Source organism: Streptomyces sp. NPDC058092 (genome assembly GCF_042884935.1).
Classification (GTDB): Bacteria; Actinomycetota; Actinomycetes; order Streptomycetales; family Streptomycetaceae; genus Streptomyces.
Window position 1 is genome coordinate 117429 of record NZ_JBHVSY010000025.1, and the last position, 12129, is coordinate 129557.

General features: G+C 68.5%; 7 protein-coding genes and 6 pseudogenes. 8 read left to right on the forward strand and 5 right to left on the reverse strand.

Translation table 11 applies throughout. The annotated features are described in order from the left end of the window. Positions 1-478, reverse strand: a 478-nt coding sequence (locus tag ACFVV1_RS32260; protein WP_389996627.1) for a plastocyanin/azurin family copper-binding protein, incomplete at its 3' end; no start/stop codon positions are given. 757 nt (positions 479-1235) lie between these two features. On the opposite strand from ACFVV1_RS32260, the gene ACFVV1_RS32265 reads away from it, so the two are divergent. The 4 genes and pseudogenes from ACFVV1_RS32265 to ACFVV1_RS32280 form a co-directional block, all read left to right on the forward strand. Further along, positions 1236-2213 carry a multicopper oxidase domain-containing protein gene (locus ACFVV1_RS32265; protein WP_389996590.1) on the forward strand — a complete coding sequence of 326 codons (978 nt, stop codon included), beginning with the start codon at positions 1236-1238 and terminating at the stop codon, positions 2211-2213. Positions 2214-2482: 269 nt separating this feature from the next. After that, positions 2483-3430 (forward strand): annotated as a pseudogene (locus ACFVV1_RS32270) (ThuA domain-containing protein); the annotation flags it as partial. Positions 3431-3433: 3 nt separating this feature from the next. Beyond that, a pseudogene (locus ACFVV1_RS32275) lies at positions 3434-5383 on the forward strand (ThuA domain-containing protein); the annotation flags it as partial. Positions 5384-5392: 9 nt separating this feature from the next. Continuing rightward, positions 5393-6526 (forward strand): annotated as a pseudogene (locus ACFVV1_RS32280) (family 16 glycoside hydrolase); the annotation flags it as partial. A gap of 501 nt (positions 6527-7027) precedes the next feature. Here ACFVV1_RS32280 and ACFVV1_RS32285 read toward each other — a convergent pair. Further along, positions 7028-8356: a hypothetical protein gene (locus ACFVV1_RS32285; protein ID WP_389996593.1), complete on the reverse strand. Its 1329-nt coding sequence runs from the start codon at positions 8354-8356 to the stop codon at positions 7028-7030. A 163-nt stretch (positions 8357-8519) separates the two neighbouring features. Between ACFVV1_RS32285 and ACFVV1_RS32290 the strand changes: the two genes are divergently transcribed. Together ACFVV1_RS32290 and ACFVV1_RS32295 are read left to right on the forward strand one after the other, a co-directional pair. Beyond that, on the forward strand, positions 8520-8675 hold the full coding sequence (locus ACFVV1_RS32290) for a hypothetical protein (RefSeq protein ID WP_389996596.1): 156 nt from the start codon (positions 8520-8522) through the stop codon (positions 8673-8675). Between the two features lie 75 nt (positions 8676-8750). After that, complete coding sequence (locus tag ACFVV1_RS32295) at positions 8751-9113, forward strand: hypothetical protein (protein ID WP_389996598.1); 363 nt, start codon at positions 8751-8753, stop codon at positions 9111-9113. A 146-nt stretch (positions 9114-9259) separates the two neighbouring features. Here ACFVV1_RS32295 and ACFVV1_RS32300 read toward each other — a convergent pair. From ACFVV1_RS32300 to ACFVV1_RS32310, 3 genes and pseudogenes are all read right to left on the reverse strand, one after another. Then, positions 9260-9499 (reverse strand): annotated as a pseudogene (locus ACFVV1_RS32300) (alpha/beta fold hydrolase); the annotation flags it as partial. Positions 9500-9553: 54 nt separating this feature from the next. Beyond that, a complete protein-coding gene (locus ACFVV1_RS32305; protein WP_114245046.1) occupies positions 9554-9916 on the reverse strand; it encodes a hypothetical protein in 363 nt (120 codons plus the stop codon). Next, a pseudogene (locus ACFVV1_RS32310) lies at positions 9916-10755 on the reverse strand (IS256 family transposase); the annotation flags it as partial. The gene ACFVV1_RS32305 and the pseudogene ACFVV1_RS32310, both read right to left, overlap by 1 nt. On the opposite strand from ACFVV1_RS32310, the pseudogene ACFVV1_RS32315 reads away from it, so the two are divergent. Then, positions 10748-11575 (forward strand): annotated as a pseudogene (locus ACFVV1_RS32315) (GTP-binding protein); the annotation flags it as partial. The pseudogenes ACFVV1_RS32310 and ACFVV1_RS32315 sit on opposite strands and share 8 nt — an antisense overlap. A gap of 42 nt (positions 11576-11617) precedes the next feature. Beyond that, positions 11618-11860, forward strand: a complete 243-nt coding sequence (rpsR, locus tag ACFVV1_RS32320; protein WP_389996601.1) for a 30S ribosomal protein S18 — start codon at positions 11618-11620, stop codon at positions 11858-11860. The last annotated feature ends 269 nt before the right edge of the window (positions 11861-12129 follow it).

A 12129-nucleotide genomic window follows, 5' to 3' on the forward strand; every position in this document is an offset into this window, starting at 1 on the left:
CGGCGGCGTCCTTCGTCCCCGACACCGTCGCTGACGTGTCCGGCGCAGTGGTGTCGTCGCCGGGCGCTGCGGTGACAATGAGCTCACCCGTCATCATCTGATGGCCCGGCATCGCGCAGAAATAGCGGTAGATGCCAGGTTTGAGGGTGACTTCGGCCGTGTGCCTGCCTCCCTCGGAATCGAAGGGGCTCGCCAGGATGTTGAGGCTGACGTCGTTGTTGTAGTCGGGGCTCGAGACGTCGAACGTCAGGGTGTGCGTCAACCCCGTCGTGTTGCCGGTCGCCGCGCTGCTCTCGAACACAATGGTCGCCTTGCCCGCCACCGCGGTGGTGGGGGCTGACGTGTACTTCATGTAATCGTCGCCGGCCGTCCAGGTGAGCACCTGGGTCGCTGCGGTCTCCTCCGCGCGATTCGCCGCCGCGTACGCGGCCGGAACCGCCAATGCGAAAGCCGTGAAGACAACGGCCATCAGCGCCATCAGCACCGGATGCTCACTGAATCGGTCACGTAGCGCGGATCTTGAGGGGGGCGGATCCGTCTGGGCATGGAGCAGTCTTCTGAACACCGCTGCACCTTTCGGGAATTCGCTTGTGCGGCACCGCGCAGGACTCGCGGTCCCGCCGGGTGGAAGGTCAGCCGCCGGGATGAGCGCGTTCGAGGCGCGAGTACCCCGCTCACCGGACCGGCGCCCTGGGCGGAACGGGGCGAGTGCCGCGCTGCGGTTGGTCGCCCGCGCGCGACGACGGCGGGGGTCGCCGTCACTCACGCACAGGCGGCATCCGCCCCTGTCGCTGCGAGGCCGCTGGCACCGCGAACCCGAGGGCGGGGTTCACGCAACCTCTTTCAATGCGGCAACGATGGGAAGTTAGCGGGTCTTTTGACTATCCGCCAAGACCTATGACGAGAATCCAACCAACTTTGACCTGAGTCTGGAAAAACTGGATGCGTGCTCGCTACGGTGTCCAGGTCCCGAGGCGAATCCCCTTCGCCCAGCCGATCCGATCCCGGCCGTAGCCGGCACATCGAGCCAAGCCGGACCGCTTCCACCGGGGTCCGGCCAAGTCAGACCGTCTCCACCGGAGTTCGGTCCTGCAACCGCCCCGCCTGCCTCGCGGGGCCGAACGCCCGGCGCACCACCGCGTACCGCCGTGACGGGACAGCTGCCGTCGTCGGCGGCTCACACCACGACCACGAAACGCCTTCGGGCACCTTCGCGTTTCGAGGATTGGAGAGCGATGACCGACTCAGGCGCAGGCACGAGACGCCTCTTCTCCCGGCGAGCGTTCGCCACCGGCGCGGCCGCCGCGGCGGTCGTGCCCACGGTGCTCGGCGCCACCGCCGCCGCCCAGAAGGACAAGCCCGGTGAAGGAAGCGGTAAAGGAAGCGACAAGGGCACCGTCCGTGAGCTGACGCTGTACATGGAGAACCTGCCGAACGGGCAGATGGGCTACGGCCTGGAGCCCGGTAAGGCGTCGATTCCCGGCCCGCTCATCGAGCTGACCGAGGGCGACACGATGCACATCGAGGTCGTCAACAACCTGGCCGTCGCCGCGAGTCTGCACGTGCACGGCGTGGACTACGACGTCGCCAGCGACGGCACCAAGATGAACGACAGCGTTGTCGAGCCGGGCGGCCGGCGGACCTACGTCTGGCGCACCCACGCCCCGGGACCGAACCACGACGGAACGTGGGAGGCCGGCAGCGCCGGCTACTGGCACTATCACGATCACAACGTGGGGACCGAACACGGCACGGGCGGCCTCAAGAAGGGCCTGTACGGCCCCGTGATCGTGCGCCGCAAGGGCGACGTGCTGCCCGACAAGCAGTTCACGGTCGTGTTCAACGACATGACGATCAACAACAAGGCCCACCACGACACCCCCACCTTCACGGCCGTCCGCGGCGAGCGGGTGGAGTTCATCGTCATCACCCACGGGGATTTCTTCCACACCTTCCATGTGCACGGCCACCGCTGGGTGGACAACCGCACCGGGATCCTGCAGGGTCCGCAGGACGTGAGCCGGGTCATCGATACCAAGACCGTCGGCCCCGCGGACTCCTTCGGGTTCCAGGTGATCGCGGGTGCCCGGGTCGGCGCGGGTGCCTGGATGTACCACTGTCACGTCCAGAGCCACGCGGACATGGGCATGGCCGGGATCTTCCTCGTGACCGAGGCCGACGGCACGGTCCCCGGCGGCATGCCCCACCACTAGAAGGCAACGGCGGGGTCCTGATGCGGGCTCCGCCCCCGAAGCCACGCCCGTCAGGCCTGCCTGACGGCCTGACGGGCGTGTACCAGCCTGCCGCCGGTCGGTCCTCGCCCGCCAGGACCGGAGGAGAACCTGACCTCCCTGCTCTCCGGCACCCCCATCCTTCCCGGGCAGCGTGACCGCCCGGCGCACACCGGGCGGGGCCCCTGCGGCAGCCCTCGCTCCAACCCCCTGATCGCTCTTCCGTTTCCGGATCGAGTCAAGGAGCAAACATGGGCAAGAGAGACCGGTTCGCCCTGTCGAGACGACGCGGATCGCCGCCGTCACGTCCTGCGGGGACCTCTCGTCACGCGTGGCCCTGGCGCCGCGCGGTCGTTCTGCTGTCGAGCGCCGCACTGACGGTGGGGCTGTCCGGGCTGCCGGCCGTGCAGGCACAGGCGCAGCCGCCCGTCGAAAGCGTCAGCCAGGACCAGGGCGCCGCCACCGACACCCAGGTGAACGTCCTGGTCTTCCACGGACCGGCCGCCAAGCAGGACGACCCGGTCAACAAGGCCACGGCGGCGATCGAGAACCTCGGCAAGAAGAACGGGTTCAAGGTCGTCGAGTCCGAGGACGCGAGCGTGTTCAGCACCGCCGACCTCGCCAAGTACCGAGGGGTGGTGTTCCTGTCGGCCGACGGCGTGACGCTCAACGCCGAGCAGGAAGCCGCGTTCCAGTCGTACATCAACAACGGCGGCGGCTTCGTCGGCGTCCACGACGCCGCCCAGGCCCAGTCCGACTCCTCCTGGTTCACCGGGCTGATCGGCACACGCCCGGCCCTCGGCCTTCCCGACCCCGAGAAGGTCGTCGAGAGCGCGGTCAACGAGGACAACCCGCCGAACGAAACCAAGGACAAGCTGTTCGACGGCAAGAACGACACCAAGTGGCTGGCCCGTACGCCGACCGGCTGGGTCACCATGAAGCTGGACAAGCCCGTCGCGGTGGTCAACTACGCGTTGACCTCCGCCAACGACTCCTCGGGACGGGACCCGAAGGACTGGAAGCTGCAGGGCTCGCAGGACGGCGAGACCTGGAAGACCCTGGACACCCGGACCGGAGAGACCTTCTCGTCGCGGTTCCAGACCAGGCAGTTCCAGTTCACCAACAGCACGGCCTACCAGCACTACCGGCTGGATATCACCGCGAACAGTGGTGAGCCGCTGACCCAGCTGGCCGAGCTGCGGCTCTTCAGTGCCAAACCGACGCCCCCGCAGGATTCCAAGGTCCAGCAGGCCGTCATTGATGTGACGGACCGCCAGCATCCCGCCAACAAGGGACTTCCGCTCAACTGGACCCGCTCGGACCAGTGGATCAACTGGGACCCCAACCCGATCGGCAAGGTCCACACCATTGCCCAGGTCGAGGAGGGGAAGTACAAGCCGGGGCTCAGCGCCAACGGCCCGTTCCACCCGATCTCGTGGTGTCGGGACTACGACGGCGGCCGGTCCTTCTACACCGGCATGGGCCGCACCGAGGAGAGCTACACCACCGACACGAAGTTCCAGAGCCACCTCCTCGGCGCCATCGAGTGGACCACCGGCATGGTCCGCGGTGACTGTCAGGCGACCATCGCATCCAATTACACGACCGAGCGGCTGACCGCCCAGAACCAGGCGGGGCAGCTCGACCAGATCGGTGAGCCGCACGGTCTGACCATGGCCCCCGACGGCAAGGCCTTCTACATCGGCAAGGCCGCCTGCCCGTCCGGCCCGATCAGCTCCTGGAACGACCCCAAGGTCGGCCTGGGCTGCGGCACCATCCACCAGTGGGACCCCAAGACCAAGAAGGTCAAGCTGCTCACCACACTCGATGTGATGGGCAACCGGGGCAGCGGTGACGAGCTGGTCAAGAACGAGGAAGGCCTCGTAGGCGTCACCCTCGACCCGAAGTTCGAAAAGAACGGGTGGATCTACATCTACTGGATGCCGCACGAGTCGATCGACCGCGACAAGCGCATCGGCCAGCGGACGGTCTCCCGGCTGACCTACGACTTCGCGACCGAGTCCATCGACCGGGGCACCCGCAAGGACCTGCTGCACTGGGACACCCAGATCCACAGCTGCTGCCACGCCGGCGGCGGCATGTCCTTCGACAAGGACGGCAACCTCTACATCGGCTCCGGTGACAGCAACTCCTCCGGCGGCTCCAGCGGCTACTCCGGCAACAACTGGACCCAGGACTACAAGGGCGTCTCCTTCCAGGACGCCCGCCGCACCTCCGGCAACACCAACGACCTCAACGGCAAGATCATCCGCATCCACCCCGAGCCCGACGGCACCTACACCATCCCCAAGGGCAACCTCTTCCCGCCGGGCACGGCCAAGACCCGCCCCGAGATCTACGTGATGGGTGTCCGCAACATCGCACGGCTCTCCGTCGACCCGGTGCACAACTGGCTGAACGCCGGCTGGGTCGGGCCGGACGCGGGAGCCCCGAGCCCCGAGCTGGGCCCGGCCAAGTACGAGACGGCCACGATCATCACCTCCGCGGGCAACCAGGGCTGGCCGTACTGCATGGGCAACCGGCAGCCGTACCGTGACCGCAGCAACACCGACGCCAGTGTCCTCACCGGCTGGTACGACTGCGACCACCTCAAGAACGAGTCGCCGCGCAACACCGGCCTGGTGGACATCCCGCCGGCCCGCGACAACATGATCTGGTACTCGCCCCAGGGCGGCGGCCCGGTCTTCCCCAAGCGCTCCGACGGCAGCGGTGTCCCGAGCTACGTCGACAGCGAGGCCACCTACACCCAGCCCTACCTCAAGGGCGGCGGTCAGGCCATCATGTCCGGTCCGACCTACCACCGCTCCCAGGTGGACACCAAGAGCGGTGTCGCCTGGCCTGCGTACTGGGAGGACAAGTGGTTCATCGGTGACGAGTCCAACTCCAACAACCGGGTAGCGGTGACCGTCGACCCCGACCAGGTCAAGGACGCGGGCGCGCCGGCCTTCGGCGAGGACCTGCGCAGCATCATCGCGCCCGGCAGCGGCGGCACCCAGCTGCAGAGCTGGATGGACGCCAAGTTCGGTGCCGACGGTGCGCTGTACATGCTCGACTACGCGGGCGGATTCTTCAGCCTGCACTCCAACCAGAAGCTCATCCGCATCACCTACAAGGGTGGCCCGGCCACCCCGAAGCCGCAGGACGCCGGGGCGCGCGTCATCACCCAGAGCAAGCCCAAGACGGTGGCGTTCTCCGGTGCCAAGGTCGGCGGTGTGGCCTGGGAGTGGGACTTCGGTGACGGCAGCGCGCCGTCGCACGAGGCCAACCCCACGCACACCTACGCCGACTACGGCACGTACCACGCGAAGCTGACGGTCACCTACGCCGACGGCGAGAAGGCCACCGCGACGTTCGACGCCGAGGCCGGCTGCCCCGCGCCCGACGCCCGTCCGACCGTCAAGCTGCTCGACACCGACACCGGCGTGGCCAACCACCGCGCGGGCGGCGGCTGCACCGTCAACGACCTGATCGACGACGAGGCATCCTGGCCGAACCACGGCGAGTTCGTCAGCCACGTCAACGCCGTCGTCAACGACCTCCGCAAGGAGGACGTCCTCGACAACCGCGAGTCGTCGGCGATCAGCAAGGCGGCGGCGCAGAGCAAGATCGGCAAGGTCGTCGGGTACCAGCCCCTCTTCGACGGGACCGCGGCGAGCCTCGCCGACTGGCGGCAGGCCGGCCCCGGGAAGTTCTCCCTCCAGCCCGACGGCACCATCCGCGGCTCCGGCGGCCTGGGCATGCTGTGGTACGCCAAGCAAGAGCTCAAGGACTTCTCGGTCAGGCTCCAGTTCCGGGACGTGGCTCCGGGCACCAGCAACGCCAACAGCGGGGTCTTCACCCGGTTCCCGGACCCGCGGACGCCGCTGGCCGACCGCCCGGCCGGCAGTTGCGGGACGGTCGGCTCGGCTCGCACCGCCCCCGAGTGGGTCGCGATCTACTGCGGCCAGGAGATCCAGATCTACGACGGGGCCACGGGCGAGGTCCAGAAGACCGGCTCGGTGTACAACTTCAAGCCGGTGGGCCTGGACAAGGCGGGGGTGACCCCGAAGGGCCAGTGGAACGACTACGAGGTGCGCGCGGTCGGACAGCACTACACGATCATCCGCAACGGCGTGGTGATCAACGAGTTCGACAACACGCCCGGCAAGAATTCGTCCCGTGCCGGTGACCCGCCCACGGACCTGCGTCAGTTCCTCAGCGGGTACCTGGGACTGCAGAACCACAGCAACACCGACCTGATCGAGTTCCGCAACATCCGGGTGCGGAACCTGTAGTCGCCCAGCGACCGGCGCCGGGCTCGGAGCAACAGCCCCGGGCCCGGCATCGACGCGAGCGGTCAACCCGAAGCGTGACTCCGGGGGCCTGTTGGTGGGAGCCGGCCCTCCGCGACCACGGCCGTATCGTCAGTGGTCGAACACTCCCCTCGGACCCTCGCTGCAGCGGCAGGGCCGCGGCCTCAAGGTCGCGGCCCTCGTTGCGTGTTCGCAGCCGGCCGATGTCCCTCAGGGGCGCCGCCCCCGGCCAACGGCCGACGCTGTGTGAGAAAGACACCCCGGTCAAACGAGTAATTGTCAAATCCTGTGGACGGAACTGCTCGCAAGCTCCGGGCCAATCCGCTTTTGGCCTGTGACCGCGGTGGATGGGTTCCGTCTTAAGGCCGTCTGCTTCGCAACCCGGGTTCGTGGGGCGGATGTGCGACAAGCCACCCGGCCGGCGCGGCCCTGCCCACCTGGTCGGCCACCAACCGGTGCCTGCCGCCCGGTCGTACGGGGCTGTCAGTCTTTGTGCACGGGACGCAGGGTCACCAGGTCGTTGCCGTCGCAGTAGGTGAGCGGGCCGCCTTTGCCCTTGTCGTGCCGGAACGCCTGGCAGTCCGATGTGCCCCTCCAGAGGGTATTGCCCCGGTAGTCCAGCAGGAGCAGGCGGCGACCGTCCTGCCAGAAGTTGCGGGTGACGGACCGCGCCGCGGGGCTCAGCCCGTGGGGGCGGACCAGCTGGTCGGCGCCGGCGTCCAGGAGCCGGTCCGGGCGGCCGGGCGCGCGGATGATCTTGTTCATGGTGCCGTCGGTGACCAGGTACTCGCCGGGGGCCAGTCGCCGGGAGGGGCGCAGGGTGCCGAAGTAGGGATCGACGACCAGGGCGCCTGTGGCGTCAGGCAGTACCATGTGGAAGCCGGCGGTCAGGGGAAGAGTGCGGTCCCAGCGGCATCCGGTGCGCGCGTCGCGCGGGGCCTGAGGCTGGTCCCAGACGAAGCTGTACCGCCAGCCGCGGTCCCCGTCACCGGATGTCACCCCGCTGGCGAGGATGGTGGCGCGGCAACTGCCCTTGGCCGGTGCGGTAGCCATGATGACCCGGTCGTTGGCCTTGATGATTCGGTCAACGGTGCCGTCGGGCGGCCGCAGCCCCGCCTGCCAGTGCACCCGGCCGTCGTCCGGGTCGACGGTGCCGACACGGTCGGGGGTGACCAGATACGACCCACAGCCGTCCCCGCGGCGGCCGTCGGCGGTGGCAAGCTCGTTCGCCGGGCAGGCGTCCACGACCCGTACCGCCCCGGACACCGCGCGCGTCCACTGGCGCTCACCCGACCAGGCGTTCCAGCCGGTCAGGCGGCAGGATCCGGGGCGGCAGACCGCCGTCAGCACCTCGAAGCTGCTCTCGAACAGGAAAACCTGGCTGCTGGGCGGCAAGGCATGCCGCCAGGTCAGGAGCCCCCGCTCCGGGTCGAGCCCGGCGATCGCGCTCGGCCCCCGGCGGCCGTCCCTGCCGCCGACCAGCACCACACGGTCACCACGGACGAGCGCGGAGTGCGCCGCGCCGGGCTGATGGGAGGTCAACGTGAACTCGGCCGGCAATGTCAGCCGCCAGCCCTCGTTCTCTGTGCCATTCCGGCGGACCAGCGTGCGGCCCTGGCCGAGCAGTCCCGCCGAGGGGGCGTTCAGCGCCCAGGTGCCATCGGGGCCCGGCCGCACCGGCAGCGGAACACGAGAGGCCTCCTCGGGCACCGCCTCACCGTCGCCGAACATCGGCGGCGGCGGGGCGAAACAGCCCGCCACCAGCAGCCCCACCACCACGGCCATTAACCCTCGCGGCCACAGATGCCTCATCGCGCCCCCCGGATCCGCCCTCACGGTAGAACGCCCGCAACCCTGCTCACCACTCTCCCGCCTCCTTCGTGATGACCTCGTAGCCACGAGGGGGTGGATCAGCCGTATCCCGGTCGCCCTATGCTGCGGTGATCACGTGCGAGCACATCTGATGGGGGCGGTCATGTTCGACGCGGAAGAGGCCGGCGGGAGAGCCGTTTCCCACGAGATGCAGGATGTGGACGACACGGACCGCGGAGGTTCCGGAATGGGGCGGCGACTGTCTTGTCTGGCGGTCGTGGTGGCCATCTTCGCCCTCGGAGCAGGAAGCCTCGTCTGATTGTTCCAGGACGAGTTGTTCCATCCGTTCGGGGACGCCCGAGCCTGTGAGGGCAGCGACACGATGTTACCAAAAGTGATCTCCGCCGGAGGCGTGCCGATCCCCGCCGACGCTTCGGACATCCACTACGTCACCGAGAACGGCAGCGCCCGGGTCTCCTTCCTGAGCAACCAGATGCCGGACTACCTGCACCGCGCGGGGCTCGTCCCGGAGGGAGAGTCCCTGTTCGACAAGCATTACGGCGGCGCCTACGGACTCGGCCAGGACGACGGCGAGCTTCCCGAGGGGCTGTGCGGGCCAGCCCTCAAAGGACCTGCCTGGTCCTACTACGTCCCAGGCCCCGGCCCAGGCGTCGACATCCTGGTCGAACGTGCCCCCATCGCCTACGACACCTTCCGCGCCCCAGCCCGCGATATCGCCACCTTCAACATCCGCTGAGCGAAAGAGGCTGGATGGCACGGCGAGAGCGGCCGTCACGTCGGCGAGTCCGCGTCAGGATGAAGCCGTGAACGGTACCGAGCGGTCGGCGTAGCGGCTTTTGGGCTGGAGCCGCCTTTTTTGGCAGAGTAATTGTCAAGATCTGTGACGTCGGCGACGTAGGCGGCGCGGGAGACGTTCCGCGGGTGGCGCTCACTGGCGCCGAGCCCGCGCTGGTCGACCGCGACGACCCGATATCTGGAGCTCAAGCTCCGTGCCAGCACGTCCCATTCACCCGCGTGACCGGCCAGACCGTACAGCAACACGAGGGACTGTCCAGACCCGCCCCAGTCCCGGCAGACAAGCCGGACGCGGTCTCGCGCCACCACGTGTTCAGACCATGCCACGTCAGCCTCGAAAATCGGGAGTAATTGTCAATTCCTGTGGATCGGTGGTGCGCTTCAGCCTTCCTCAGGCTTCTGACCGTTGGCTTCGAGGAGGCGGCGGAGACGTCGGATCTCGGCGATCAGGCGGGGAATGTCCTGGCGGGCGTTGGCAATGAAGTTGGCGTTCTCGTCCCAGCGTTCGTCTGCGACGTCGACATATCGTGGCTGCTGAACCAGGGTGGCGGCCACGATCTGCCGGTGGTCGAAGTCTGGCCAGCGTTCGCCGGCTCCGGTGTCGGGGACAGTACTGATGGCGACGAGGCTCATGGCAAAGTCGTCGTCCAGTTGGCGCACGTGCCAGGGGCCGGGAGTCGCAGCACCGGCAAGCTCCTCGATCACGGCGAGTTCCTCGTCGGTCAGCGGATTTGGGGTGTCCATCAGGCTGCCCGCTCCTCGCGCTCAACGAGCTGACCACGTTTGAAGCGGGCTCCGGCCCGGACAAGGGCAACGAGGTGGGGCGCGTTCACGGCTCGCCAGCGGGCCTGAGCGGACTCGATTAGCTTGAAGACCATGGCCAGTCCGGCCGCGCGGGAGCCGGCGCCCCTGGTGACCTTGGTCCGCAGACGCACGGTGGCGAAGGTCGACTCGATCGGGTTGGTGGTCCGCAGATGGATCCAGTGCTCGGCGGGAAAGTCGAAGAACGCCAGGAGTTCGTCCTCGTCGTCCGTGATCCGCTTGACGACCTTGGGGTACTTGGCCCCGTAGGCCCGTTCGAAGTCGCGCACGGCCCGGGCCGCGTGCTCCTTGTCCTCGGCGTTGTAGATCTTCTGGATCGCACGCTTGGCCGCGGGCTGGGCTGACTTCGGCAGCGCGTCCAAAACGTTGGCGGTTTTGTGAACCCAGCACCTTTGATGGCGGGTGTCGGGGAAGACCTCGCTCAGCGCGTTCCAGAAGCCGAGAGCGCCGTCGCCGACGGCCAGGACCGGGGCCCGCATGCCCCGGCGGGCGCAGTCCCGCAGCAGGCCCGCCCATGCCTCCGACGACTCGCGGTATCCGTCGGTCATCGCGATCAGCTCCTTCGTGCCGTCCGCGCGTACCCCCATCAGCACCAGGACCGCGGCCTTCGCCTCCTCCAGGCGGATGCGCAGGTGAACGCCGTCCGCCCAGACGTACACGTAGTCCGTGGCGGACAGCTCCCGGTCCATGAATGCCGTGTGGTCGGGCTGCCATTGAGCAGTCAGCCGCGTCACGGTGGCGGGCGAGAGGCCGGCCGAGGTCATCGCCGCACACGGTGAGGGCCTGGTCGAGGTGACCGGTGTGATCACCGCCGTCGATCCCGCCCTCGTGCTGCCCTACCTCGTCAACGGTGACGACCTCGCCGAGGCGGGTCTCGCAGCAGCGGCCACCGATCAGCGGACCATCGGAGACACCTGGGCCCGGCAGTTGGAGTACGCGTCGGCTGTCGCCCTCGTGGGCAGCGACCGGGCGGACGAGGAGGACCGGGCACTGATCGGTCAGCTGCACCCGACGGCACCGCAGGCAGCGGCCGGTTCCCAGGAGTTGGTGAAGCTGGCTCTCGCGGGGTTCGACGTGGAAGCGGCCGGTGCCGGCCAGCATCCGGCCTGCGCCCTGCTGCCCCAGGAAGCCGAGGAGGCCGGCGTCAGCACTCTCGTGTGGCGCAAGCACCGCCCGTTCCATCCCGAGCGCCTGTACGACGCGCTGGAGGACCTGAGCTGTGCGGCCGCCCGCAGCCGAGGCCGGTTCTGGCTCGCCGACCGTCCCGACACCCTCCTGTCCTGGGACGCGGCGGGCGGCGCGCTCTGCGTCGAGAACAACGGCCCCTGGCTCGCCTCCCTGCCGGACGCCGCCTGGGACATGGTTCCGCCGGTCCGACGAGCGGCCGCCGCACTGGACTGGCACCCCGAGCACGGCGACCGCTGCCAGCACCTGGTCTTCATCTCTCCCGGCCTCGACCGGGACGGACTGACCGCTCTGCTCGATTCCTGCCTGCTGACCGACGACGAGTACGAAGCAGGCCGCGCGGCATGGAAGAACCTGCCGGCCTCATTCGACGCGCTTCTCGACCCGGTCCACTGACCGCCTCACGCACCCGAGCACCCACCCCCGTAAGGAAGACCCATGGCGCGACGCCAGGAGCCCCGTAAGCCCGCCAAGAACCGACCGAACCCGCTCGACGCGGCGAAGATCACCTACATCGATGACAAGGACACTGATCTGCTGCGGAAGTTCATGTCCGACCGGGGCAAGATCCGCAGCCGCAGGGTCACCCGTATCAGCGCCCAGCAGCAGCGACAGGTCGCCGCAGCGATCAAGAACGCACGCGAGATGGCGCTGCTGCCGTACTCCAGCTCCAGCAAGTGATCCGCGGCCCGGGGCAGCCGTCGCGACACGGCGCGGGGTGACGTTCGAAAGTCCTGGGCAGCACGCCGCAGCGCCTGCAGCGCGCCCGGAGGCGTCCGTGCCTGGACAGGCTTACTCTGCGGGATATGCCGGACATGTCTGCCAGTCGTTCCCCGGCAGGCCACTCCGGCGTCTCTCAGAGCCTGTCGGGTGGCTGATCATGCGTGATGCGTGACGGTCGTGATCTGCCTTCCGGGCATGACGACGGCCCCGGAATGATCACGTGGTGT